The 25,306-nt window shown below is 64.9% G+C and carries 27 protein-coding genes and 1 riboswitch; of the genes, 15 read left to right on the top strand and 12 right to left on the bottom strand.

Annotation, left to right across the window (positions count from 1 at the left end; genetic code table 11):
- The first annotated feature begins 10 nt into the window (after positions 1-10).
- The 14 genes from K3551_RS07055 to K3551_RS06990 all read left to right on the top strand — a co-directional run bounded on the left by K3551_RS07055 (position 11) and on the right by K3551_RS06990 (position 11,508).
- Complete coding sequence (locus K3551_RS07055) at positions 11-1,279, top strand: acetylornithine deacetylase/succinyl-diaminopimelate desuccinylase family protein (RefSeq protein ID WP_259918769.1); 1,269 nt, start codon at positions 11-13, stop codon at positions 1,277-1,279.
- A gap of 88 nt (positions 1,280-1,367) precedes the next feature.
- Positions 1,368-1,456, top strand: a riboswitch (TPP riboswitch).
- A 48-nt stretch (positions 1,457-1,504) separates the two neighbouring features.
- Positions 1,505-2,278: a hydroxyethylthiazole kinase gene (thiM, locus tag K3551_RS07050; protein WP_259918768.1), complete on the top strand. Its 774-nt coding sequence runs from the start codon at positions 1,505-1,507 to the stop codon at positions 2,276-2,278.
- Complete coding sequence (gene thiE / locus K3551_RS07045; RefSeq protein WP_259918767.1) at positions 2,278-2,919, top strand: thiamine phosphate synthase; 642 nt, start codon at positions 2,278-2,280, stop codon at positions 2,917-2,919. The genes thiM and thiE overlap by 1 nt, the downstream gene beginning before the upstream one ends.
- Complete coding sequence (gene thiD / locus K3551_RS07040; RefSeq protein ID WP_259918766.1) at positions 2,916-3,725, top strand: bifunctional hydroxymethylpyrimidine kinase/phosphomethylpyrimidine kinase; 810 nt, start codon at positions 2,916-2,918, stop codon at positions 3,723-3,725. Before thiE ends, thiD begins: the two co-directional genes overlap by 4 nt.
- Before the next feature lie 5 nt (positions 3,726-3,730).
- Complete coding sequence (locus tag K3551_RS07035) at positions 3,731-4,669, top strand: ABC transporter substrate-binding protein (protein WP_259918765.1); 939 nt, start codon at positions 3,731-3,733, stop codon at positions 4,667-4,669.
- Positions 4,666-5,352, top strand: coding sequence for a TenA family protein (locus K3551_RS07030; protein ID WP_259918764.1), 687 nt, complete (start codon positions 4,666-4,668; stop codon positions 5,350-5,352). Before K3551_RS07035 ends, K3551_RS07030 begins: the two co-directional genes overlap by 4 nt.
- On the top strand, positions 5,349-6,074 hold the full coding sequence (locus K3551_RS07025) for an ABC transporter ATP-binding protein (RefSeq protein ID WP_409197412.1): 726 nt from the start codon (positions 5,349-5,351) through the stop codon (positions 6,072-6,074). The genes K3551_RS07030 and K3551_RS07025 overlap by 4 nt, the downstream gene beginning before the upstream one ends.
- Positions 6,074-6,802 carry an ABC transporter permease gene (locus K3551_RS07020; RefSeq protein ID WP_259919513.1) on the top strand — a complete coding sequence of 243 codons (729 nt, stop codon included), beginning with the start codon at positions 6,074-6,076 and terminating at the stop codon, positions 6,800-6,802. Before K3551_RS07025 ends, K3551_RS07020 begins: the two co-directional genes overlap by 1 nt.
- A 136-nt stretch (positions 6,803-6,938) precedes the next feature.
- Entirely contained in the window at positions 6,939-7,286 is a 348-nt protein-coding gene (locus K3551_RS07015) for a YigZ family protein (protein WP_259918762.1), read from the top strand.
- A gap of 151 nt (positions 7,287-7,437) precedes the next feature.
- Positions 7,438-7,890 (top strand): hypothetical protein, encoded by a 453-nt coding sequence (locus K3551_RS07010; protein WP_259918761.1) that lies wholly within the window; start codon positions 7,438-7,440, stop codon positions 7,888-7,890.
- Positions 7,887-8,447, top strand: coding sequence for a hypothetical protein (locus K3551_RS07005; protein WP_259918760.1), 561 nt, complete (start codon positions 7,887-7,889; stop codon positions 8,445-8,447). Before K3551_RS07010 ends, K3551_RS07005 begins: the two co-directional genes overlap by 4 nt.
- Positions 8,447-9,016: an SCO family protein gene (locus K3551_RS07000; RefSeq protein WP_259918759.1), complete on the top strand. Its 570-nt coding sequence runs from the start codon at positions 8,447-8,449 to the stop codon at positions 9,014-9,016. The genes K3551_RS07005 and K3551_RS07000 overlap by 1 nt, the downstream gene beginning before the upstream one ends.
- 138 nt (positions 9,017-9,154) lie before the next feature.
- The gene (locus K3551_RS06995; protein ID WP_259918758.1) at positions 9,155-10,612 is read left to right on the top strand and encodes an ABC transporter substrate-binding protein; all 1,458 of its coding nucleotides are present in this window, start codon (positions 9,155-9,157) and stop codon (positions 10,610-10,612) included.
- Between the two features lie 176 nt (positions 10,613-10,788).
- A complete protein-coding gene (locus tag K3551_RS06990; RefSeq protein ID WP_259918757.1) occupies positions 10,789-11,508 on the top strand; it encodes a tryptophan-rich sensory protein in 720 nt (239 codons plus the stop codon).
- A gap of 12 nt (positions 11,509-11,520) precedes the next feature.
- Here K3551_RS06990 and K3551_RS06985 read toward each other — a convergent pair whose 3' ends face one another.
- Positions 11,521-12,300 (bottom strand): SDR family oxidoreductase, encoded by a 780-nt coding sequence (locus tag K3551_RS06985; protein ID WP_259918756.1) that lies wholly within the window; start codon positions 12,298-12,300, stop codon positions 11,521-11,523.
- A gap of 122 nt (positions 12,301-12,422) precedes the next feature.
- Here K3551_RS06985 and K3551_RS06980 point away from each other — a divergent pair, with 122 nt between their 5' ends.
- Positions 12,423-13,409 (top strand): Hint domain-containing protein, encoded by a 987-nt coding sequence (locus tag K3551_RS06980; RefSeq protein WP_259918754.1) that lies wholly within the window; start codon positions 12,423-12,425, stop codon positions 13,407-13,409.
- Between the two features lie 58 nt (positions 13,410-13,467).
- Here K3551_RS06980 and K3551_RS06975 read toward each other — a convergent pair whose 3' ends face one another.
- The 11 genes from K3551_RS06975 to K3551_RS06925 all read right to left on the bottom strand — a co-directional run bounded on the left by K3551_RS06975 (position 13,468) and on the right by K3551_RS06925 (position 25,194).
- Positions 13,468-13,911, bottom strand: a complete 444-nt coding sequence (locus K3551_RS06975; RefSeq protein WP_259919512.1) for a molybdenum cofactor biosynthesis protein MoaE — start codon at positions 13,909-13,911, stop codon at positions 13,468-13,470.
- Complete coding sequence (gene moaD / locus K3551_RS06970) at positions 13,911-14,162, bottom strand: molybdopterin converting factor subunit 1 (RefSeq protein ID WP_259918753.1); 252 nt, start codon at positions 14,160-14,162, stop codon at positions 13,911-13,913. The genes K3551_RS06975 and moaD overlap by 1 nt, the downstream gene beginning before the upstream one ends.
- Positions 14,159-14,827, bottom strand: a complete 669-nt coding sequence (gene pgsA / locus K3551_RS06965) for a CDP-diacylglycerol--glycerol-3-phosphate 3-phosphatidyltransferase (RefSeq protein WP_259918751.1) — start codon at positions 14,825-14,827, stop codon at positions 14,159-14,161. The genes moaD and pgsA overlap by 4 nt, the downstream gene beginning before the upstream one ends.
- Positions 14,828-15,041: 214 nt before the next feature.
- On the bottom strand, positions 15,042-16,895 hold the full coding sequence (uvrC, locus tag K3551_RS06960) for an excinuclease ABC subunit UvrC (protein ID WP_259918749.1): 1,854 nt from the start codon (positions 16,893-16,895) through the stop codon (positions 15,042-15,044).
- Between the two features lie 321 nt (positions 16,896-17,216).
- Complete coding sequence (locus K3551_RS06955; RefSeq protein WP_259918748.1) at positions 17,217-17,957, bottom strand: SDR family oxidoreductase; 741 nt, start codon at positions 17,955-17,957, stop codon at positions 17,217-17,219.
- Complete coding sequence (locus K3551_RS06950) at positions 17,954-18,877, bottom strand: calcium/sodium antiporter (protein WP_409197424.1); 924 nt, start codon at positions 18,875-18,877, stop codon at positions 17,954-17,956. Before K3551_RS06950 ends, K3551_RS06955 begins: the two co-directional genes overlap by 4 nt.
- A gap of 176 nt (positions 18,878-19,053) precedes the next feature.
- Positions 19,054-19,860, bottom strand: a complete 807-nt coding sequence (locus K3551_RS06945; RefSeq protein WP_259918746.1) for a S49 family peptidase — start codon at positions 19,858-19,860, stop codon at positions 19,054-19,056.
- Positions 19,861-20,310: 450 nt separating this feature from the next.
- The gene (locus K3551_RS06940; protein WP_259919511.1) at positions 20,311-21,387 is read right to left on the bottom strand and encodes a flagellar basal body P-ring protein FlgI; all 1,077 of its coding nucleotides are present in this window, start codon (positions 21,385-21,387) and stop codon (positions 20,311-20,313) included.
- A 38-nt stretch (positions 21,388-21,425) separates the two neighbouring features.
- Positions 21,426-22,415: a hypothetical protein gene (locus K3551_RS06935; RefSeq protein WP_259918745.1), complete on the bottom strand. Its 990-nt coding sequence runs from the start codon at positions 22,413-22,415 to the stop codon at positions 21,426-21,428.
- A gap of 1 nt (position 22,416) precedes the next feature.
- Entirely contained in the window at positions 22,417-23,853 is a 1,437-nt protein-coding gene (locus K3551_RS06930) for a FlgK family flagellar hook-associated protein (protein ID WP_259918744.1), read from the bottom strand.
- A gap of 33 nt (positions 23,854-23,886) precedes the next feature.
- Complete coding sequence (locus tag K3551_RS06925; RefSeq protein ID WP_259918743.1) at positions 23,887-25,194, bottom strand: flagellar hook protein FlgE; 1,308 nt, start codon at positions 25,192-25,194, stop codon at positions 23,887-23,889.
- Positions 25,195-25,306: the final 112 nt, after the last annotated feature.

Raw genomic sequence — 25,306 nt, 5'->3', positions numbered from 1 at the left:
AGGGGGAACGATGGACAGATTGCTGACCGAAATCGAGACGCGCCGCGACGACTTGGTGGCGCTGACCCAGGACCTGATCCGCATTCCCACGCTGAACCCGCCGGGCCTGCACTACCACGACATCTGCGCCCTGCTGGGCGCGCGGATGCAGGCACGGGGCTGGCAGGTTCAGATGGTGCGCGCCGAAGGGGCCTTGGGCGATTCCGACAAATACCCTCGCTGGAACGTCATCTGCCGACTGGAAGGCCCCCGCCCCGGCGAGACGCTGCATTTCAACAGCCACCACGATGTCGTGGCGGTCGGCGACGGCTGGACCCGCGATCCGTTCGGCGCAGAACTGGCGGACGGGCGCATCTACGGGCGCGGGGCTTGCGACATGAAGGGCGGGCTGGCGACCTCTGTCATCGCGGCCGAGGCCTTTGCCGACATCCACCCCGATTTCAGCGGGGCCATCGAAATCAGCGCCACGGCGGACGAGGAATCGGGCGGCTACGGCGGCGTTGCCTATCTGGCGGAACGCGGGTTCTTCGACCCCGACCGGGTGCAGCACGTCATCATCCCCGAGCCCCTGAACAAGGACCGTATCTGCCTGGGCCACCGCGGCGTCTGGTGGGCCGAGATCGAAACAAAGGGCCGTATCGCCCACGGCTCCATGCCGTTTCTGGGCGATTGCGCCGTGCGCCACATGGGGGCCGTTCTGGACGAGATGGAGGCGACGTTGTTCCCCCTGCTTGCGGGGAAACGCACCGCGATGCCCGTCGTCCCCGAAGGCGCGCGGCAGTCCACCTTGAACCTGAACGCGATCCACGGCGGCGAACCCGTGCAGGACGCCGATTATACCGGCCTGCCGTCCGCCTGCGTGCCGGACCGCTGTACCCTGACCATCGACCGGCGGTTTCTGATGGAAGAGGACATCGCCGAGGTAAAAGCCGAAGTCACCGCGATGATGGAACGCGTCCGCGCGCGCCGCCCCGACTTTCGCTATGAAATCCGCGACCTGTTCGAGGTCATGCCCACCATGACCCCCGAAGACGCCCCCGTCGTGCAGGTGGTGCAGGACGCAGTGCAGCAGGTTCTGGGCAAATCCGCCGATTACGTCGTGTCGCCGGGCACCTACGACCAGAAACACATCGACCGGATCGGGCGGCTGAAGAACTGCATCGCCTACGGCCCCGGCGTGCTGGATCTGGCGCATCAGCCCGACGAATGGATCGGCGTGCAGGACATGGTCGACAGCGGCCAGGTGATGGGGCTGGCGATGCAGCGATTGCTGGGCTGACGGCACCGCGTTGCGGCCAGACAGACACTTGCCTCTGTCGTCGCGGATCTCAAATCCGTTTGACGCCCCGTCCAGGAACGACTAGCCATCTGCGTACCAGGGGCGCTGAAAAGCTGAGACGTACCCTTTGAACCTGAACCAGATAATGCTGGCGGAGGGAGGTCTTATGGTCTTTTGCACTGCAGAATTCATGCCTCTTTTTCGTTCGCAAAAAGAGGCCCACCCATGACCCCCGACGTTATGCTGACCGCCCTGCGCGACCAGAAACCCTTGGTGCATTGCATCACCAACTACGTGGCGATGAATATCGCGGCCAACGTCGTGCTGGCGGCAGGTGCGTCGCCCGCGATGGTGCATGCCCCCGAAGAAGTGGCGCAGTTCACGCCCATCTGTGGTGGCCTGACGATCAACATCGGCACGCTCTCCGGAAGCTGGCTGCAAAGCATGACGGCGGCGGCATCCAGCGCGGCGGCCAACGACATCCCCTGGGTGTTCGATCCCGTTGCACATTTCATCACGGATTACCGCAAGTGCGCGGCCCAAAGCTTGCTGGCGCAACGTCCGACCATCGTGCGCGGAAACGCATCCGAGATCCTGGCCCTGGCAGGCGAAGCGGGGACCGGAAAAGGGGCAGATAGCGGCGACAGCGTCGAAGCCGCTTGGGGGGCCGCAAAGGCGCTTGCGGATCAGTTCGGCACGGTCGTGGCCATCAGTGGCCCGGTTGATTACCTGACCGACGGCAAGCAGGAGGCGCATGTCTCCGGCGGCTCTGACCTGATGCCACAGGTCACGGCCCTGGGGTGTTCCCAGACGGCCCTGATGGGGGCCTATGCCGCGACAGGCCCCGCATTTGACGCAGCCCTCGCCGCGATGGCCCATTTCAAGATCGCAGGGACCGCCGCCGCGAAACTGGCCCAGGGGCCGGGCAGCTTTCAGATGCATTTCCTCGACGCGCTTTCCGCGGCTCAGCCTGGCGATCTGGCCGGGGCCATCGGATAGTGACAGCGCTCAGAACCCGATTGCGGCTGTATCTGGTGACCGATCCCGAGCTTTGCCAACAGGCCGGCGTCGTGGCCACCGTACGCCGTGCGGTGGCCGGCGGCGTGACGATGGTTCAGCTGCGCGACAAGCACGCAACCACCGCGCAGCGCATTGAATGCGCCATCGCGCTCAGGACGGCGCTGCGCGGCACGGACGTTCCGCTGATCATCAACGACGATGTGACCGCTGCCGTGGCGGCAAAGGCCGACGGGGCCCATATCGGCCAAGGCGACATTTCACCCGCCAAGGCCCGGGCCATGCTGGGCGCGGACAAGATCCTCGGGCTGTCCTGTGAGACGGCTCAGACCGTGCGCGATGCTGACCCGGCGGTTGTCGACTATCTTGGGCTGGGACCCGTTTTCGGGACTGCGACGAAAGCCGACCACGCGCAGCCGGTGGGGTTTGACGGGTTGGCACAGCTTGTGGCCCTGTCTTCCTTGCCGTCCGTCGCGATTGGCGGGCTGAAGGCAAATCATATCAAGGCTGTGCTTGGTAGCGGCGCGGATGGCATGGCCGTCGTGTCCGCGATCTGTGGTCAGCCTGATCCCGAAGCGGCCGCGCGCGCATTTGATGGCTTTGCAGCAGGACAGTCCCGATGATCCCGAACGTTCTGAGCATCGCGGGGTCTGACCCGTCTGGCGGGGCCGGCATCCAGGCCGACATCAAGGCGATTTCCGCGAATGGTGCCTTTGCCATGGCCGCGCTCACGGCCCTGACAGCGCAGAACACCCAAGGTGTGACAGGCATTCACCTTGTCCCGCCGGAGTTTGTGAAAGATCAGATCGCGGCCATCTTTGCGGATATCCGCGTCGATGCGATCAAGATCGGGATGATAGCGAACGCGGACATCGCCGTCGCCGTTGCGCAGGCGCTTGAACCGCACGCGACCATCCCCATCGTCCTTGATCCGGTGATGATTGCCAAAGGCGGGGCGGCCTTGCTGCAGCCCGATGCGGTGCAGGTCCTGCGCGACGTCCTGCTGCCCATGGCGACCCTGATGACGCCCAATTTGCCCGAGGCGGCGCATCTGCTGGGCTGCGACATCGCTGAGACGCGCGACGACATGGTCGGTCAGGGGCGCGCGCTCTGCGCGCTTGGCGTCGAAACGGTGCTGATGAAGGGTGGCCATCTTGACGGTCCCGAAAGCCCCGATTGCCTTGTCACGACCGACACCGTGACCTGGTACGAGGCCGGGCGCACCCAAACGCAAAACACCCATGGCACGGGATGCACCCTGTCGTCGGCATTGGCGGCGCAATTGGCCAAGGGACTCGGACCCGAGGCGGCCACGGCGGCGGCCAAATCCTATGTCGCGCGGGCCATCGCGCAGGCAGGGGACCTGTCTGTGGGCACGGGCCACGGCCCGACCCATCATTTCGCCGCGCACTATTCCACACGAGGTTGAGACCCATGAAATCCATCATCCATGCACTGGTTCTGTCGTTGTGCGCCGCGCCGGTCGCGGCTCAGGATCAAGTCACCTTGCTGCTCGACTGGTTCGTGAACCCGGATCACGGACCGATCATCATCGCGCAGGAAAAAGGGTACTTCGCGGACCAGGACCTTGCCGTAGAGGTCATCGCCCCGGCCGATCCATCGGCCCCGGCGAAAATGGTCGCGGCAGGTCAGGCGGATCTTGCGGTTTCCTACCAGCCCCAGTTGCACCTGCAGATCCACGAAGGCCTGTCCCTGGTTCGGGTCGGTACGTTGGTTGCCACGCCGCTCAGCTGCCTGCTGGTGCTGGCGGATGGTCCGATCGAAACGCCTGCCGACCTCAAGGGGCGCAAGGTCGGCTTTTCGGTCGGTGGCGTGGAGGAAGCGGTGCTGGGTCACGTCCTGAGCACGCATGGCCTGACGCTCGAAGATGTGGAGCTGATCAACGTGAACTGGTCGATGTCGCCCGCGTTGATGTCGGGTCAGGTCGATGCCGTGATCGGGGCATTCCGAAATTTTGAATTGAACCAGATGGATATCGAAGGCGCTCCAGGCCGCTGTTTCTACGTCGAAGAAGAAGGCCTGCCGCCCTATGACGAGCTGATCTATGTGGCAAACAAGACCACGATGGATCCCGACATGATCCGGCGGTTCCTTGCCGCGACGGAAAAGGCGACCCAATACATCGTCAATCACCCGGTTGAGAGCTGGGAGATTTTTGCCGGAACCGCGCCCGAACTGAACGATGAGTTGAACAGGCGCGCGTGGGTCGACACCTTGTCCCGCTTTGCCCTGCGTCCGACGGCGATGGATGCGGGCCGCTATGCCGCATTCGAGGCGTTCTTGCATGACGCGGGCCTGATCCCGTCGATCAATTCCGTCCGCGACATCGCCATTGACGTGACCGCGCAATGACCGCGTCGGTCTATGGGCACACCTTTGCGCGGTGGCGTGCCGCCTGTGGCGGTGCGTGGCAGGACTATACGCATCACGCCTTTGTCGAAGGCCTGCGCGATGGGTCTTTGCCGCGCGCATCGTTCCTGCACTACCTCGTGCAAGACTACGTGTTTCTTGTGCATTTTGCGCGGGCCTGGTCGTTGGCCGTGGTCAAGGCCGACACGTTGGACGAAATGAAGGTCTGTGCGGGCACCGTCGACGCGCTCGTCAATCACGAGATGGCCTTGCACGTTCAGACCTGCGCCGCGGCCGGCATCGACGAGGCCACGCTTTTCGCCGCGACCGAGGCGTTCGAGAACATCGCCTACACCCGCTATGTGATGGATGCCGGCCTGCACGGAGATTTCCTGGATCTGATGGCGGCCCTGGCACCATGTTGTTTCGGATATGGTGAAATCGGCACACGACTGGCCGCGACCGCCGCCCCGGACACGCCCTATCGCGACTGGATCAACACCTATTGCGATGACGGCTATCAGGGCGCGATGGTCACCGTGGGGCAAATGCTCGACCGGGCCGTGACCCACCGTCTGGGCGATGCCCCGACGACATCCGCACGCTGGCCCCGGCTGCAGGCGCGTTTCGACATGGCCACCCGGCTGGAGGTCGCCTTCTGGGAGATGGGATTGCGCGGCGCGTGACAATGGCCCCGTCCCTTCGCCTGCGCGGCACGCAGTCCATTGCCGGGCGTCCCCTGTTCGGGCCCGTCGATGTGACCCTGCCCGCGGGGCAGTGGACCTGCATTCTGGGACGGTCCGGTGTAGGTAAATCGACGCTCCTGCGCGTGATCGCCGATCTGGATGGACCGGGCCAGTTTGACGGGCAGATCATCGCGTCCGACGGGGCCCGGATTGCAGGACGCGTCAGCGTCATGGCGCAATCCGATCTGTTGTTGCCCTGGCTCAGCGTTCTGGAAAACACGGTACTGGGGGCCCGATTGCGCGGACAACAGCCGGATATGGACCGGGCGAGGCATCTTCTGAACCGGGTCGGCCTGTCGGATCGCGCCGAGCAACGGCCGCACACCCTGTCGGGGGGCATGCGGCAACGCACGGCCCTGGCGCGGACCCTGATGGAGGATCGCTGCATCGCCCTGCTGGACGAGCCCTTCTCGGCGCTCGACGCGAGCACACGGGCCGACATGCAAGACCTCGCCGCCGAAGTCCTGGTCGACAAGACCGTCGTTCTGGTCACCCATGACCCCGCAGAGGCGGTGCGCCTTGGCCATCAGATCATCGTGCTGACCCCGACCGACGCGCAGGTTTGGCAGCCCCCGCAGGACCCGCCCGTCCGCGACCAGTTTGCCCCCGCAACAATCGCCTGTCAGGCGGCTTTGCTTGCGCATCTGCGGGCATCGCCATGATGCGGGTGACCTATGCCTTGGGGGCCGCCGCCTTTGCGCTTTTGATCTGGCAGGGGGTCGTCTGGGTCACGGGTGTCCCGTCATTCATCCTGCCGTCCCCGATGCGGGTGGCACGGGCCGCGATCGAAAACCGCGTCTTGATTGCCGAAAATGCACGCGTCACTGCGACCGAAGTCCTTCTGGGCCTGATCATCGGGGCCGTTCTGGGCGCGGTGACGGCGGTCCAGCTGGCCCGGTCCGCGCGTTTGCACCGTCTTGTGATGCCCCTTCTCATCTTCACCCAGGCCGTGCCGGTGTTCGCGCTCGCTCCGATCCTGACGCTTTGGCTGGGCTATGGCATCGCATCCAAGGTCATGATGGCCGTCTTGATCATCTACTTTCCGGTGACCTCGGCATTCTATGATGGGCTGACGCGCGTGCCGGTTGCGATCCTGGACATGGCCAGAACGATGGGGGGCACCAATCGCCAGATCATGCGGCGTATCAGGATTCCCCACGCGATGCCGTCCCTGGGAACCGGTCTGAAACTGGCCGCGGTCTATGCGCCCATCGGGGCGGTCATCGGGGAATGGGTCGGCGCGTCAAAGGGATTGGGCTACCTGATGTTGCTGGCCAACGGACGCGCCAAGACCGATCTGATGTTCGCCGCCCTTTTCACGCTCGTGATCATGACGCTTCTCTTGCATCTGCTTGTCAGCAAGGTGTCCGATGGCCTGACCAACAAGTAGGCCATCGCCGCTGCATCGGCCCCCTTCGACCGGTTCGGAGACTGGCGGTAGGCAAAGGCCCCGTGGCACCCCTCCGATCCTGAGCAGGCACAATACACCTTGCCCGGCAGGCCACCTGCCGACATACCCCGGCCGCATGCGCACCCTTGCCCTCGACATCAATGACCGTGGCAGCAAATATGCAGTCACCGGGGCCCCCGCTGCGGACGCCGAGACGGCAAAGGCCGTGGTCAAGGCGCTCTGCCGCGACAAGAAATTCGCGCGTGCGACCCACAACACCTGGGGCTTGCTGACGGCCACAGGGCCCATCAAGAACGACGACGGAGAGGCCGGGGCCGGCATGGTCATCCTGCGCATGCTGGAACGGGAGGGCCTTCAGGATCATGTCGTCATCGTCACGCGCTGGTATGGCGGCAAGCACCTGGGCGGCGACCGGTTCCGCCATGTGCAGACGGCTGTGCGGACCTATCTCGACGCGATGTGACCGCGTCAAATCCTTCAAAGGATTTGATCAATTTCTTCGAAGAAATTGATCCCGCCCGCGGTCGGCGGTGCCCTCAATTCGAAATTGTGATTTGCCAGCCGGGTCCGCCCCTGCGTCAACTTCGTCGCAGCACAGCCAGATCGGAGGCCCCATGCGCCCGCTGCCCCTCGTCCTTACCGCCCTTCTCATGGCGCCGCCCGCCTTCGCCGCCTCGGGGGAACGCATTCAGATCACCGGAGAGGTCATCGACACCTGGTGCTATTTCTCGGGCGTCATGGGACCGACCGATGCGGTCGTGGGGTCCGCGCATCACACCTGCGCGCTGTGGTGTTCGGCGGGCGGCATCCCGGTCGGCCTGCTGGCACCTGACGGGACGGTCTACATGGTCCTGAAGATGGAGGGCGACGCCGACAACGCGGGCGGCGACACCAACCTGCACATCGCCTCGCATACGATCGAGGCGGACGGGTTGCATTACACCCGCGACGGTCTGAATTACCTGATCGTCGAGACGATCACCGCCGATTTGGACATCATAAACCAGACCCATGACGATTTCGGCGTCATCCCCGGCTTCGCCATCCCCGAGGAGGCCGCCCAATGATCCGCCTTGCCCTGGCCGCCGCCCTGCTGGCCGCCCCCGCCGCCGCGCAGGATTTCTCTGCCATGTCCGAGGCCAAGACCTGGAACCTCTATGCGGAGGTGCCCGCCCGCTTCACCGCCCGCGTGGCCGACCCCGTTTGCGAATTGACCGGCCAATGCGCCGCCGATTGCGGCACCGGACAGCGGCAGGTCGTTCTGATCCGCGATGCCGACGACGCCATGGTCTTTCCGCTGAAGAACAGCCAGGCCGCCTTTACCGGAGCCGCCGTGGAACTCGCCCCGTTTTGTGGCCAGACAGTCGAGGTGGATGGCCTGCTGATCGACGACCCCGACATTGGGGCCACCAATGTCTACCTTGTTCAGCGCATCCGCCCCGAGGGCGGCGCATGGCTTCGCGCGAACCAGTGGACCAAGGACTGGGCCGCGCGCAACCCGGACGCGACGGGCAAGGGTCCATGGTTCCGCCGCGACCCGCGCATCATTTCGGAAATCGAGGCCGAGGGCTACCTGGGCCTGGGCGAGGAAGCCGACGCCGCCTTTATCGCCGATTGGTTCTGATGCTGCGCGCCCTGATTGCCGCCACCCTCCTGGCCGCCCCCGCCGCGGCCGAGGGGGTCATCGACCGGCTGTTTCCGTCGAATTTCGGCGGGGCCTATACCCTGACCGACCACCACGGCCAGACGCGGACCCAGGCCGACCCGGAGGGCCGCGTCCAGTTGATCTTTTTCGGCTATGCCTCCTGCGAGGCGATCTGCACCGTTGCCCTGCCCATCATGTCCGAGGTCGCCAGCGCGCTTTCTGCGCGCGACATCCCCGTGACGCCCCTGGTCATTACCGTCGATCCGGCGCGCGACACGGTTGAATCGATGGGCCCCGCCCTGGCAAGCCATGCCCCCGGCCTGACCGGCCTGACAGGGACCGAAGCGGAGCTGGCCGCCGCGCGCGCGCTTTTCCATGTAGAACGGACCGCACTGTTCGAAGAGCCGCTGGGCGGCACGGTCTATAGCCACGGATCCCACATCTACGTCATGGACGCAGACGGCGGATTCCTGACCTTGCTGCCGCCGATCCTGTCCGTCGACCGCATGGTGGAGGTGGTCGCAGGCTACGCCCTTGGCCCCGCATGACCCGCATCGACGCGCCCGCGACGAGGGAGCGTCTGCATATTTTGGAAACAAGGAAGCGGGGGCCGCGCGCTGCCTTCGCGCTTGCCCCCTGCCCCGTCGCCCGCATAGCTTGAGCAACGTCAATCGGGAGGGACACCCATGCTCACACGCTCCGCCGCCATTCTGGCACTGACCGCCACGACCGCGTTGGCCCAGCAGACCGACATCACGATAGGCATGCAGCTGGAACCACCGAACCTGGACCCGACCGGGGGGGCCGCCGCCGCCATCGACGAAGTGGTCTATGCCAATCTTTTCGAGGGACTGACCCGGTTTGGCCCGGACGGCGCGGTACAGCCCGCGCTGGCAAAATCCTGGGAGGTGTCGGAAGACGGCAAGACCTGGACCTTTGTGCTCAATGCCGGCGTGACCTTTCATGACGGCACCACAATGGATGCCGACGACGTGGTGTTCAGCCTGGACCGCGCCCGCGCAGAAGACAGCACCAACGCACAGAAGGCTCTGTTCGCCGGGATCGACAGCGTCGAGGCCGTGGATGCCACCACGGTTCGCATCACGCTGAGCGAGCCGAACGGCAACCTGGGCTTCAACCTGGCCTGGGGCGATGCCGTCATCGTCGCCCCCGAAAGCGCCGAAACAAACGCCACCGCACCCGTCGGCACCGGTCCGTTCAAGCTGGCCAACTGGGCGCAGGGCGACCGGGTCGAGTTGGTGGCAAACCCGGACTACTGGGGCACCGCCCCAGCCCTGACGGCGGCCACGTTCAAGTTCATCTCGGACCCGAATGCGGCTTTTGCAGCGATGATGGCGGGCGATGTGGATGCCTTCCCGGTGTTCCCGGCGCCCGAGACCCTTTCGAACTTCGAGGCAGATCCCCGGTTCTCCGTCATCGTCGGCTCCACCGAGGGTGAGACGATCCTGGCGATGAACAACAAGGCGATCACGGACGTACGCGTGCGCGAGGCGATCAGCCATGCCATCGACCGGCAGGCCATCATCGACGGCGCGATGTTCGGCTACGGCACACCGATCGGCACCCACTTTGCGCCGCACAACCCGGACTACGTGGACCTGACCGGCCAGTCGGCGCACGATCCGGACCGCGCCCGCGCCCTGCTGGCCGAAGCCGGGGTCGAGGATCTGACCCTGCGCCTGATGCTGCCGCCCCCGGCCTATGCCCGCCGCGGCGGAGAGATCATCGCCAGCCAGCTCCGCGAGGTCGGGATCAAGACCGAGATCAGCAACCTGGAATGGGCGCAATGGCTGGAACAGGTGTTCCGGGGCAAGGATTTCGACCTGACGATCGTCAGCCATACGGAACCCGCGGACATCAACATTTATGCCCGGCCCGACTATTACTTCCAGTATGACAATCCCGACCTCCAGGCCTTGAACGACAAGATCACCGTGACATCGGATCCGGCGATGCGGTCGCAGTTGTTGGCCGATGCGCAGAAGATGATCGCGGACGACTACGTCAACGGCTACCTCTTCCAGCTGGCCAAGACCGGCGTGGCCGACGCGCGCATTCAGGGCCTGTGGGAAAACTCGCCCACGCAGGCCATCGACCTGACCGGCGTAAGCTGGTCGGAGTGACCCCCGCGCGTCCGGCCCGTCGGGGCCGGACGCACCCTTTGCCTTGCCCCCCCAAGGCAGGCGACACCGGACCGCCCGGATGGAAAGGACGTTGATGCCCGACGCAGGAATGCCCCAGTTCGCGCCGCCCACACGCATGCTGTTGCCGCCGCTTTGTCGCGGCCTACCTGCGTGACATGCGTATCCGTGCCCTCCTCCTGCTGTTCGCCGCGCTCGCCTTTGCGGTGTCGCCTTTCCTGACACCCGGATTTGGCGGCTATGAGCCGTCGCAATTCCCGGTCCCGATCGAAGAGCCGCCGGTCCAGCCCGCAGGCTACGCGTTTTCGATCTGGGGAGTGATCTACCTCTGGCTGATCGCATCTGTGGGATACGGGGTTTGGAAGCGGGCCGAAGATGCGGCATGGGACGCGACCCGACGGCCCCTGCTCCTCAGCCTCGTCGTCGGTGCGTTCTGGCTGGCCGTGGCGCTGGCTTCGCCGATCTGGGCCACGGTATTGATCTGGGTGATGCTGGGCGGGGCGCTGGCCGCGTTGCTGGCAAGCCCTGCAAAAGACCGTTTTCTGCTGCGGGGGCCGATAGGGCTTTATGCCGGTTGGCTGACGGCGGCCTCCTCGGTTTCGCTTGGCCTGCTTGCACCGGGCTGGGGCGTGCCACCCTTTGGCCCCGAGGGGTGGGCCATCGTTGCCCTGACCGTAGGCCTTGTGATCGCGCTCGTGATGCTGACCAAAGTGCCCAGCCCGGCCTATGGTGGGGCGGTGGTCTGGGCACTGGTGGGCGTGGTCGTTCAGAACGGGACCAGCCTTGTCGGCATATTTGCCGGGGCGGCGGCGCTCTTGGTGGCGGGCTACACGCTTGTCCGGACTCGCCTCAGCCGCGCGCGCCAGACCCCGGCCTGACGCGCGCCCAACTCAGATCGTGGCGTTGGTTGCGCCGCCGTCCAGCAGCACGTTCTGCCCGACGATAAAGCCCGCATGCTGCGAACACAGAAAGGCGCAGGTCGCCCCGAATTCCGCCCGCGTGCCATAGCGCCGTGCGGGGATCGTGCCCTCGCGCTGCTCGCGCGCCTGCTCGACCGAGATGTTCTGTTGACGGCTGACCCCGGAATCCAGCGACACCGCCCGATCCGTGTCGTGAATGCCCGGCAACAGGTTGTTGATCGTCACGCCCGAGGGCGCCACCTGCCGCGCCGTGCCCGCCACATAGCCCGTCAGGCCCGTGCGCGCCGCGTTCGACAGGCCCAGCGCCGGGATCGGTGCCTTGACCGATTGCGAGGTGATGTTGACCACGCGGCCCCAACCACGGTCCATCATCGCGGGCAGACAGGCCTTCATCAGGGCAATCGGCGTCAACATGTTGCTGTCGAGCGCGCGGATGAAATCGTCGCGATCCCAATCGGACCAGATCCCCGGAGGCGGCCCGCCTGCGTTGGTGACCAGAATGTCGGGGGTGTCGGCCGCAGCCAGCACCTCGGCCTGACCCTCGGCGGTGGTCACGTCGCAGGCCACCGTCGTCACCGACACACCGAACCGAGTGCGGATGTCTTCGGCGGCTGCCTCCAACGCCTCGGCCCCGCGTGCGTTCATGACCAGATCCACGCCCGCCTCTGCCAGCGCCTCGGCGCAGCCCAGTCCCAGACCTTTTGACGACGCGCAGACCAGCGCGCGTTTGCCCTTGATACCCAGATCCATCGGACACCTCCCTTTTGTGCTTTCCCTGCGCTATCATCCCTTTGCCCGGTAATCAGCGGAAATGTTGCCGCAGGATCACCAAACCGCCAAACTTTCGCCCGACCCCCCTGCCAGGAGGAGGCATGACACAGACCCCTCTCTCCGCGCTCAGCCGCTGCACCGTCTTTCCCGCCGAGGCGCTGTCGGTGGATACCGGCGCGCTGATGGGGGATCCGATCGGCGATCTGACACAGGTGGTGGCAGGCGATGTCTATGCCCTGGATCCCAAGGCGCAGGCGCGCGAATTGGTTCTGACGCGGGCCGCAGGCACCGTGACCGTCGCCGCAGGCAGCTCTGTCGGGGTGACCGGCCAGCCGGTCGTGCCGTTGGCGCGGCATCAGTTGATGGGCGACCGGGGCACGGCGGCAGAGGTTCTGGTGCTCGATCTTGGCGGGGTACGCATGGCGCTACCGTTAGGGGCGCTGTCGCCTGCGGATGAATACACGCTGATCTCGTCCGAGGCGGTCGCCGGTGAACTTGGGTCCGTCGCCTCGGTCAGCTTTGCGCGGGGCACAAAGATTACCGGCGCAGGGGGCCACCAGATCCCGGTGGAGAACCTGCGCGAGGGCGACCGCGTCCTGACCCGCGACCACGGCCCCCAGGCGGTGCGCTGGACCGGCCAGCAAACCGTGCGCGCCGAGGGGGCGAACGCCCCCGTCGTGATCGAGGCTGGCGCACTGAACAACGCCGACGACCTGATCCTGTCGCCCGATCACCGGCTGTTCATCTATCAACGCCGCGATGCCATCGGCGCAGGTCGCGCAGAGGTTCTGGTCCGTGCGCGCCATCTTGTGAACGGGACAACGATCCGCCGCGCCAATGGCGGGCACGTGGACTATTTCCACCTGCTGTTCGACGCGCACGAAATCATCTACGCCGAGGGCATTCCCGCCGAAAGCCTGCTGGTCTCGCCCGATGTTCTGGCCGGATTGGACGAGGATCTGGCCCGCGACGTCCAGGGCCGAATGCAGGGCCGGAACCATGCCCCCCACCATGGCATCGAACCTTCCGCCTCGGACCTGGACGGGTTGGATGCTGCGGACCTTCTTCGGCGGGCGTCGAGCAGGTAGCGATGGGGATCGGGACTTTGGAAATCCCGATCAAATCCGTCGAAGAAATCGACGCCGCCTAATCCGACCAGCGCGACAGGGCCGCTTCGTCACTCTCTTTGGACGCAACCCAATCGGCGCCATCTGACGTGACTTCCTTCTTCCAGAAGGGCGCACGGCTCTTGAGGTAATCCATCAAGAACTCGGCCGCGGCAAAGGCGGCGTCGCGGTGGCGCGAGGCTGTCGCCACCATCATGATCCGCGCGCCGGGTTCCAGCGCGCCGTGGCGGTGGATCACGGTCACCCCCGACAACGGCCACCGATCCGCCGCCTGTTCGGCGATGGTAGTCAGGGCGCGTTCGGTCATGCCGGGATAATGCTCTATCTCCATGTGACGCAGTCCACCCGCCACGTCGCGGACGCGCCCGGTAAAGGTGACGACGGCCCCGGTATCGGCCCCCTCCTCCAACGCCTCGACCTCTGTCTTGAGGTCGAAATCGGCGTCTGTCACGACAACGCGGATCATCCGCCCGTCATCGGCGGAAAGAACGCAACCTCGCGCGCCTGGCCCAACGGCGTATCGAGCGCCACGAGTTCCTGGTCCAGGGCTGCCCGCACGGTCGTCATATCGGAAAAGGCCGCGGCATAGCGGTCTTCGCGGGCGCGCAGTTCCTCGACCAATTCGGCAATGGTCGCGGCCTCTGTGTCGACGTCTTCGCGTCCCAGTCCGATACGTTCGCGCAACCAGGCAAAGTAGAGCACCTGAATTTTCATTCGCTGCCATCCATCAGATAGGGGCGTGCCTTGGAAAAATAGTCCCAGCCGGTGATCGCGGTCAGCGCGGCCGCAATCCACAAAAGAACCGTGCCCGCCAGGAACGTCGCCTGTTCCCCCCAGATCAGGGCACCAAGGCCCAGTTCATCCGGGATGGTGCCCGACAGGATGGCCCCGACCATTTCGGCGTCCATGCCGTGCACCCGTTCGGCGAAGTGATGTTCGAACACGCCGGTCGAAAACAACACCGCGATGGCCACCATCTGCGCCGTCGTCTTCCACTTGGCCAGCTTTGTGACCTTGAGCGTGGACGACGTCGCGCCCAGGAATTCACGCAGGCCCGAGACAAAGACCTCTCGGAACAGGATCACGGTGGCGGGCAGCAGGATCCAGGGATTCATGCCCGAAAACCCGGTGATGACCAGCAACGCGATCACCACCATCGCCTTGTCGGCGATCGGGTCCAGCATCGCGCCAAAGCGGCTTTCCTGATTGAACTCGCGCGCGATGTAGCCATCGAACCAATCGGTCACGGCGGCCACCACAAAAAGCACCAGAGCGAACCAATCGGCCCAGGGCCGGGCGAAAAACAGGAACATGACCGCAACGCCGGGGGCAGCGAAGAGGCGCAGGACCGTCAGAATGTTGGGCACTGTCCACGTCATGAAGGTCGGTGTAGCGGGCTTCGGAGGGGCAATCCATCCCCCCTTTGCCAATCGCGCCTCGGCGTCGCGGCCTTTGCGTCACGATGGCGGGGGCGGGCGCGCGCAGGCGATCCGCAGGGTTGAACCCCATCCCAGACCGTGGGCCGCCCACACCTAGGGGGAGGCAGGGACGCGGCCCCGGACCCCGGAGTATTTTGCCGAGAACGAAGACCGGTCAGTCTTTTTCATGGAAATGGCGGTGGATCGCCTCGGCCAAGGCACCCGAGATGCCGTCGACCGCCTTCAGATCCGCAAGCGCCGCGCGGCTGACGGCCTTGGCAGAGCCGAAGTGTGCAAGCAGCGCGCGTTTGCGGGTGGCGCCGACGCCCGGCACCTCGTCCAGGGGATTGGCGACGAAGGCCTTGGCCCGCTTGGCGCGGTGGGTGCCGATGGCGAAACGGTGCGCCTCGTCGCGCAGCCGTTGAATGAAATAGAGCACGGGGTCGGTGCGCGGCAGGGCCATGGGGCGATGGCCGGTGCGATGGAATTCTTCCTTGCCGTGGTCGCGGTCGACGCCCTTGGCGACGCCAACCATCGGGATGTCCTCGACCTGCAATTCCCGCATGATGTCGCGCACCGCCGACACCTGGCCCGCCCCGCCGTCGATCAGCAACAGGCCGGGCCAGAGATCGGATTTCCGCTCCGGGTCTTCCTTGAGCAGGCGTTTGAAACGGCGGGTCAGAACCTCTTTCATCATGCCGAAATCGTCACCGGGGGTCAGCGCCGTGTCCTTGATGTTGAACTTGCGATACTGGCTTTTCTCGAACCCGTCCGGGCCGGAAACGATCATCGCGCCGACCGCATGGCTGCCCTGGATGTGAGAGTTGTCGTAGACCTCGATCCGCAGCGGCGGAGCGGGCAAGTCAAAGGCCTCGGCCACGCCGCGCAACAGTTTCGCCTGCGTCGCACTTTCGGACATCTTGCGGCCCAGGCTTTCGCGCGCGTTGCGGACCGCCCCCTGAACCAGGTCGAATTTCTCGCCGCGTTGCGGATGCAGCAGCTGGACCCGGCGGCCTGCCTTTTCCGACAAGGCTGCGACCATCAGGTCGGCGTCTTCGATTCCGTGGGACAACAGCACCATGCGCGGCGGGTCCTTGGTGTCGTAGAATTGACCCAGGAAGGCCTCTGTCACCTCTGCCGGGGACATGTCGTCGGACACGCGAGGATAGAAATCGGCGTTACCCCAGTTCTGGTTGGCGCGAATGAAGAAGACCTGGAAACAAGCCTGGCCGCCGTCCATGTGCAGGCCGATCACGTCCGCCTCGGCGACGCCCTGGGGGTTCACGCCCTGGACCGATTGCACGTTGGTCAGCGCCTTGATCCGGTCACGCAGGGCGGCGGCGCGCTCGAACTCCATGTCTTCGGCGGCGGCGGACATGTCCTGGGCCAGCTTTTCCTGGATCTCGGTGGTCTGACCGCGCAGGAACAGCTCCGCGTCCTTGACCGAGCTTGCGTAATCTTCGGGGGTGATGAACCCGACGCAGGGGGCCGAACAGCGCTTGATCTGATAGTTGAGACAGGGCCGCGTCCGCGTCTCGAAATCGCTGTCGGAGCAGTTGCGGAGCAGGAAGACGCGCTGCAACTGGTTGAGAACGCGGTTCACGGCCCCGGCGCTGGCGAAGGGGCCAAAATAGGTGCCCTGCCCCTTGCGCCCGCGATGCTTGCGGATCTGCGGGAAGGCGTGGGTGTGGGTGACCTCGATGTTCGGAAAGCTTTTGTCGTCGCGCAGCAGCACGTTGTAGCGCGGCTTGAGCTGCTTGATGAGGTTCTGCTCCAGCAGCAGGGCCTCCAACTCTGTCTCGGTGGTCAGCACCATCATCGAGGCGGTCTCGGAAATCATCCGGCGGATACGCCCGGAATGGCCGTGGCTGCGGGTGTAGCTGGCGACCCGGTTCTTCAGATTGCGGGCCTTGCCGACGTAAAGAACGCGGCTGTCGGCATCCAACATGCGGTAAACGCCGGGGGATCCGTCCAGCGTGCGCAAGAAGCGTTTGATGACCTCCGGGCCGGTTTTGACGACGTCATTCATGCGCGATCCGATTCCCTGATGGGGCTGCACACCAGGCCGGACCAAAGCAAGGGTCGCAGCGTCGGTTTTTTCCAGGCCACCCGTGTGGATAACTCGGGGGACAGATTTCCCAGCCCCTTTGAACTACTTGGCTTTTTTACCAAACCGTTACAAAGTGCACAATTGGATACATTATCTATCTATCTGATAAGTATTGTTAATTTTTTCTGCGCTGGATTTCACCGCTGTGCCCGCGATGCCCGCCTGATCCGCAAACCTGACATTACGTCAGGGTGGACAGTTTTCGCAGGACTTCAAAAACTGGGACGAATCGACGGGCGGTCATTCAACCCCCTGGACGTCCGGCGTCTGCCAGATCAGGTGCTGGCCACCGTCAATGCACAACAGCTGACCGGTCAGTGCGGGGGCCGCTAAAATATAGCGCAATGCGCCGGTTATGTCCTCGGGCCCGGCCCCCTGCCCGGTCAACGTCGCGGCCTGTTGCGCCGCAAAATGAGCAGCGGACTGTCGCACGCCCTGCAGGGTCGGACCGGGCCCGATCGCGTTCACGCGGATCCCCGGACCAAGCGCCTGCGCGCTGGTCTGCGTCAGCGTCCAGAGCGCGGTCTTGGCAAGCGTATAGGTCATGAATTCGGGCGTCAGCTTGCGCACCCTCTGGTCGATCATGTTGACGATATTGCCAGCGGTGGTCTGGGCCGCAAAGGCCTGCGTCAGGATCAGCGGCGCGCGCAGGTTCGACCCGACGTGCCGGTCCCAACTGCGGCGGCTGGCGGTGCGAATGTCATCGTGTTCAAAGATCGAGGCGTTGTTCACCAACAGGGTCAGCGGCCCGCCCAGCGCCTCGGCGGCGCGTGGGACCAAAGCCTCGCAGGCGTCCAGATCCAATAGATCGGCCTGCAACAGAACCGCCTGACGCCCTTGGCCGCGAATGTCGTCGGCAACCGCCTGCGCCCCGTCGGCGGACGAGGAATAGTGCAACGCCACGTCCCAGCCCTGCGCGCCCAGATCGCGGGCCATGGCCGCCCCCAGGCGGGCACCGGCCCCTGTGACCAGCGCCCTCATGCCAGCACCAGCGCCAGATAGGCGATATAAAGGCCCGTGAGCACAATGCCCCAGAGCCGGGTGATGTCGCGGCGCAAGAACACAAACGGCACCAACATCAGCGTCGCGGCCACCATGATCCACAGGTCAGTGCGCAGAAACGCCGGATCGACGGGGATCGGGCCGACCAGAACGGCAACGCCCATGATCCCCAACAGGTTGAACAGGTTGGACCCGATCACATTGCCCAACGCCACATCCGCATGGCGGCGGATCGCGGCCATGACCGTCGTCGCAAGTTCGGGTAGCGATGTGCCGATCGCGACCAGCGTCAGCCCGATCACCGTTTCGCTGACGCCGAAATCGCGCGCGATCTCGGTCGCGCCCTCGACCAGCAGGTCGGCCCCCAACGGCAGGCCGATTATGCCCAGGATCAGATAGGCCGCCAATTTCCAGCCCGGCAAACCGGTATCGGCCCCCTCGACCTCTACGTCTTCGCCGCGCGACCCCAGAAAGGTCGCGGCAAGAATGGCCACCAATGCCGTCAGCAGCACGATGCCGTGCCACCAAACCAGCTGTCCCGTGAAGCAGAACGCGACAAACAGCGCCGTCGCGCCCAACATATAGAGATAGTCGCGCCGCGTCTCGCAGGCACCGGTGTGCAACGTTGCAATCAGGGCCGGCACGCCCAGGACCATCAACACATTTGCAATGTTGGATCCCACCACGTTGCCCAACGCCAGACCTGGCGCGTCTTCCAGTATGGCCTGCACACTGACCAGCAGTTCCGGCGCAGAGGTGCCGAAGGCGACAACCGTCAAGCTGACCACCAGGGCAGGCAGGCCAAGGCGCAGGGCCAGGTTGACCGCCCCTTTGACCAAGGCATCGCCCGCAAAGATCAGGATCACGAGGCCGACGCCAACGCTCAGAAACTCAAACATCATGCCTTGGGATCCTTCCCGCAAGGACAGGGGCCACGGCCGACGCGCGGTGCCCCACACCTGCGGCACTTGGCTCGACGGTCAAGGCCGATCTTGGGCATTCGCAGTTTGCCGAACATCGCAAGCACAGCCATACCGACCAGAAACAGAAAGACGATTTTGACGATCATCGCGCGTCAGAGCCCGAAGCGGGCCCAATGGGCCCGGGTCTCGATGGCGGTTGCAGCTTCGGTCAGGATGCCGGGGACCAGACGCTGCAGCAGGGGCCGCCTCTGGCTGAGCAGAACCAGGCGGATCTTGTCGCCATAAAGCGTCTTCAGGCGCGGCTCCAGATGGTCCAGCCCATCCGCCAGCCCGACGTCCACCGCCTCCGCGCCGACAAAGACCTCGCCGGTAAACAGGTCGCGATCAGGGACCAGGCGCGCGCCCCGCCGTGCCTTGACGTGATCGATGAAGCTGGCGTGGATCCGTGCCTGAATGTCCTTGAGCCGCGCGACATCCTCGTCCCGCTCGGGTCGGAACGGGTCAAGCAGGGACTTGTCCTCACCCGCGGTATGTACGCGCCTTTCAATCCCGTGACGCGCAATCAGTTCATGAAAGCCAAAGCCAGAAGAGATCACCCCGATGCTGCCCGTGATCGAGCTGGGGTCGAGGTGAATGTCATCCGCAGCCGCCGCCAACCAATAGCCACCCGAAGCGGCGACATCCTCGACGAAGGCATGGACGGGGATGTCCAACTCATCGGCCAGACGCCGGATATGCGCCCCGATCAACGCCGATTGCACCGGCGAGCCGCCGGGCGAATTGATCGCCAGGGCGACGGCTTTGGGTTTGCCCTTGCGAAACGCCCGTTCGATCAACGGGGCAAGGCTCGAATGGCTCAACGTTCCCCTGCCGCCGGACGCGGCGATCACGCCTTGAAGACGGAGAACCGGGATGACGGCGGGGCGGGGGCGAAACGGGAGGCGCAGGCGCGAAAGCATGAGGGGGATGTAGAGGCGACCCCGGGGGGGAACAAGGCGAAGCGGATGGTTGTCGTATAGGGAACCGCCGCACCGCGACCGGACCGTCGCGCGAAAGCAACAAAAAGCGCGGGCCCTGATCTTGGCGGATCGGCGCAAAGACGCCCCGAACACCTGAATCCGAATTACACCAAGACGACCGACGTGCCTCTGCTCTGCGGACAGGCCATGGTCGTTCAGCCCCCACTGTCACGGGGCAAACCGGCGGGGTGCGTCCGGTCTCGCAGATGCTGCGACCCGTTCCCGACCGATTGCGGTGAGATGCGTGGCAAGCCTGCACCCAGGCCGAGCGGAGGGTTCGCCTGCAGGTCGGGAAATCCGGTCCCAGACCCGGGGCCATCGCCCCATCCTCACCCCGCGACGCTCGCCTGTCCAGGCCACATGTCGAACGGTGCCCTCCCGTTAGGCCCCTTAGCGCACCACAAACTCCGCATGCAGCGCGCCGGCTGCCTTGATGCTTTTGAGGATGTCGATCATGTCGCGCGCGGAAACACCCAAAGCATTCAGCCCGGCAATCACGTCCGACAGGCTCGTCCCGCTCTGTATCAGGGCAAGGCCCGGTCCCGGTTCCTCCTGCAAGGCGACGCCTGTGCGCGGGACGGCCACCGTCTCACCCTGCGAAAAGGGATTGGGTTGCACCACGACCGGGGCTTCTTCGATCCGCAAGGTCAGGTTGTTCTGCGACACAGCCACCTCCGAAATGCGCACGTCGCTTCCCATCACGATGGTGCCTGATGCCTGGTCGACCACAACACGCGCCTTTTGTTGAGGCTCTACCGCGAGGTTCTCGATCGCGCTGATCGCATGGGCAGGTGATCGGCGGTTGGCCCGCGTGATGTCCACCAACACCGTCCCTGCATCCAGCATGCGCGCGACGTCGCGACCGATCTGGCCGTTGATGACACGTTCAACCCGCGCGGCGGTGGTGAAATCCGGCTCCCGCAGGGCCAGGCGGATCTGCGTCATCTGGGTAAAATCGAATTCCACCTCTCGCTCGACGCGTCCACCGGCGGGGATGACGCCCGCCGTCGGGACACCCTCGATCACCTCGGCGGCCTCACCACGTGCGGCCACCCCGCCCGCCACGATGGTCCCCTGCGCCACAGCGTAGATATCACCGTCGGCTGCGGTCAGGGGGGTCATCACCAATGTACCACCCTGCAAGCTGTCCGCATCGCCGATCGCCGACACCGTAACATCAATCCGCCCCCCACTGCGCGCAAAGGGCGGAAGGGTCGCCGTCACGATCACTGCCGCGACATTTCGCGGGCGGAATTGCTCACCCGTGACATTTACCCCGAGACGTTCGAGGATGTTGGACATGATCTCTTCGGTATAGGGCGCATTGCGAAGCCCATCCCCGGTGCCGTTCAGCCCCACAACGAGACCATATCCCAGCAAGTCGTTACCGCGCACACCGTCGAATTCCACCAGATCCTTGAGCCGCACCGATTGCGCCTGCACGCCAAATGCCCAGGCAGCAAACATCCCGAAAAAGACGAGCCGCGCGATCAGATGACGCCAACTCAACGCAAGTAATCCGTCAGTCGTAACTGCGCACGGCGCGCGGTGATCGCATAGAGTGTCTCCAACCGGGTCATCTCGTTTTGCAGGGCGCTGACAGTCTCGAACGGATCGACACCGACAGCGGTCGACAGATCGACCTCGGCCTGTTGTTCCTCCGCCCTGAGTGTTTCCAGCCTGTCGCCCACGCGAGCCTCGGTCGCACCGATACGACCTTGCAGGGTTGGCAGGTCCGCCGCCGCGTTGGCCGCGCGTTCCTGAAGCGTCAGGCGCGCGTCCGGGGTCAGCGCGAAGCTTGCGCCACCCAGCCCCGACAGCGTCGCCGCCGAGCGAAGCGCCTGCACCAATTCGTCTGATCCGGCCTCCACTTCGAATGTGACAACCTCGCCGCCACCCGCCGGGAAACGGGTCGGGTCAGTGGCCGGGACGGACAAATGGGCGGTCTCGAAGGTGCCGCCCGGCGCGAAATAGGCGTCGACCCGCTGGATGTAGTCGTCGAAATCGGTGGCCGCGGTGGCGAGCGCGGACACCTCGGTCAAGATATCGTCGACCGTCGTGATCGGCGGTTCCGTTCCGCCATTGGCAAAGAGCGCGCGCCCGCCGACGGTATGTCCCAAGGCAGCGACAATGTCGCGGACCCCTTCCTCTCCTCCACGAGACAGGCGAGAGATTGCTGCGGGATCCGGATTGGCGAGGTTGACGGGAAGGTCGGCCATCTGTCTCGCACTGACATCTGCCACTCTTGCGAGGGATGCCTGGATTGCGGCACCCCAGGTTTGCGCCTGGGACAGGCTTTCGATGCTGGCCCGCCCCTCCCGCAATCCGTGGGCAAGGCGGGAAACCTGAGAGAAATCGCTGGACAGGGCCCGCCCGGTGTCGGCGGCCCGCCCGCTGGCGATCTCTTGCGAGAGGGTCTCGATCCGGTCGCGGGTCGGCTGCGTGCGGTCACGAGGGCCCAGGATAGCCTGGGCGAGCGAAGCGGAAGGGGTCATTTCAAATCTCCGTCAGTCTATCGATCATGTTACCCGCGACCTGGATCATCCGGGCATTGGCGGCATAGGCCTGCTCGACCTCCAACAGGCGGCGCATCTCTGCATCCACGTCCACCCGCGCGCCGTCACGCTGATCCACGAGATCGGCCTCCTGCCGGCTGAAAGCCCCGAATACGTCGTCGGCGCGGAGCCGATCGCTGGACATTGCCGATCGCAAGGCAGCCCCCAGATCCGCCAAGCCGGTCGGAACGGATCCCAGCGCGGCGGAGCTGGGCACACGTGCCTGCGCGAGCGCGGCACCGTAGCGCAGCAGCTGCGACGGATCGGAAGCCAGAGCCGTGGCCCCCACGCCGAGACCCGCCCGAAGTACGACAGGATCCCCACCGCGGTCCGCATCGACAGCGGTATTGAGGCTGAGGCGCAGGGACAGACCGGCATCCGGTGCCACCCCGACCGCCGCACCGGCATCGGCGAAGAGACCGGGCTCACCAGCCCCCAGGCTGGGATCGACAGCGGGATCCTCGAACCGCGCAGCCAGGTCACCAGCGAAGGCGTCGAGCCGATCCATTGCCGTAAGCGCGAGATCGTCGCGCAACGCAAACAGCCCCCCCAGCAAGCCCCCCTGCAACCCGGTGCCCGGTCCGATATCACGCCCGCGAACCGTCAGGCCCGACAGTTCGGTCGGATAGCGGTCGGCAGGTTCGATCCCCGGCCGCGCGTTGTGGCCGATCTTGGCGGCGGAGCCGTCCAGCAGGATGACCCCTCCGGTGGAAACCAGGGCAACGCCGCCCCGTTCGCGCGGCAGCTCCCGCAGGGGGACCGCCTCGGAAATGCGATCCACGGCAAGCTGGCGCTGGTCGAGCAGGTTGGACAGATCGGACCCCGTTGCCATCGACCGCGCGATGTCGCCATTGAGCCGTTCCACCGTGGCCAGATCGAGGTTGAGTTGATCGACCGTCTGGCCGATGCGCACCTCGGCGGATTGACGTTCGCGGGTGATGACCTGGGCCAGGTCGCCGACCTTGGTCACCAGATTGCCTGCGGCACGGGCAACATTGCCGAGCCTCAGATCCGATGTCGGATCGGCAGCCGCAGTCGTCAGGGAGGCATCGAACCGTGCGAGCATATCCTGCAGGCTTCCGGATTGATCCGGGTCGCCAATGGCGGTCTCGATCCGGGTGTGGAATGACTGCGCAACCGAGGCATCCGCCAGACGCGATTGCGATTCACGCCGCAGCGACAGGATAACCGGGTCGATCCCGCGCACGACGCCGGCCTTGCTGGCTGGCAAACCGGCAATTGGCCCGCTCGCTTCCAGGCGCCGACTGGCGTATCCAGGCGTGTCGGCGTTTGCGACGTTGGTCGCGATGATCTCTGCCCGCCTGCTGGCGAGCGAGAGGCCGGACAAGGCAGAATTCAAGGATGCGGTCAGGCTCATCCGGGCCTCCGTTCGTTATGCTGCGTTCAACGATCAGCGTTTGATGTTGGTGGTTTCCTGGAGCATCTCGTCGACGGTCTGGATCACCTTGGCATTGGAATTGTAGGCCCGCTGCGTCTGGATCAGCTGGGTCAACTCCGAGGCTACGTCGACGGCGCTTTCCTCTCGGGAAAAGCCGACGAGATCACCGACCGGACCGTTTCCCGCATCCCAAAGGTAGTACGCCCCGCTTTCGGTGGAGGCCTTGTAGGTCTGGTTGGCCAGCGCCTCCAACCCGTTCATGTTGGGCACGTCGACGATGGGGATTTGATAAAGCTGCTTGGTGAAGCCAGTGTCGTAGATCGCCTTGAGAATACCCTTGGCGTCCACCTCGACAGCCGACAGGATCCCCACCGGAGAGCCGTCCTTATTGATCGAAAGCGGCGCAAAGGCATCAGACAGCTGCGACATGCCGCCGGTCTCCAGCGGGATACCGATCTCCAGCGCGATGTCCCCACTCTGCGCGGCGATGGTCACGTCGCCTGTGACGGCATCGTAAGTCCCGGTGCCGTTTTCAGTCACCGTGGCAATCGTCCCGCCATTTTCCCGACTATCGTCAAAGGTGATGGTAAAATCACCCACCAGAATGCCACCCTGTGCGTCGTCCCGGATCGTCATCGTCCAGGTGTTCGACGCGGGGTCACCGGCGGGGGGCACAGTCGGCGTGAAGGCGATCTGCATGTTCTGCGATTGGCCCAGGTTGCCGTAGTACTCCAATGAGAGGTCCCGCGGCGCACCCGTTGCCCCGGCGATCGTGTCCGTCGCCGGCAGATTCACACCAAGCGCGATGCGCGTCGTGGCATCCCCCTCGAATTCATTGCTGTCGACGCGCACCGGCTGCAGTCCGCTGATGGTGTCCCGGGGGAAACTGGGGATTGCGCCATCCCGATCCGCGGGCCAGCCCAGCAGCGCCTGACCGCCCGCAGTTCGCAGGATGCCATCGGCATCGGGACGGAAAGATCCGGTCGTGGTCATGTGCAACGGCATTGCCCCGGCGGTGTTTCCGATCTCGGAAACCGGGGTCACCGGCAGCATGCCGCGTCCGCCGACCGACAGGTCAGTCGGGTTGTTGGTGGTGACCAGGGTGCCACGTTGATCTACCGAACGCCCCGTCGTCGCGCGCACGCCACCCGCCGAATAGGTCCCACGGCTCTGGTCCATGACAAGGGAGTGGAAATCAGCTGTCGACCGTTTGTAGCCATGGGTCGCGGAATTCGCGATATTGTCCGAAATCGTGGCCAACCGGCTGGCATTCACGCTGAGCCCGGTCACACCTGCATTCAGAGAGGAGGAGATCGTCATCAAAGTCCCTTTCGGCTGTCTCTCTCCTCGGGGGTTCTCCCCGAGTCGAGGCACCCTAGCCCACGGAAGGTTAAGCCCCGGCTAACGGCTGTGACGAAACGCGGGCAGGGTT

The sequence above is a fragment of the Jannaschia sp. M317 genome (assembly GCF_025141175.1).
Lineage (GTDB): Bacteria > Pseudomonadota > Alphaproteobacteria > Rhodobacterales > Rhodobacteraceae > Jannaschia.
This window is presented reverse-complemented; position numbering and strand designations above follow the sequence as displayed.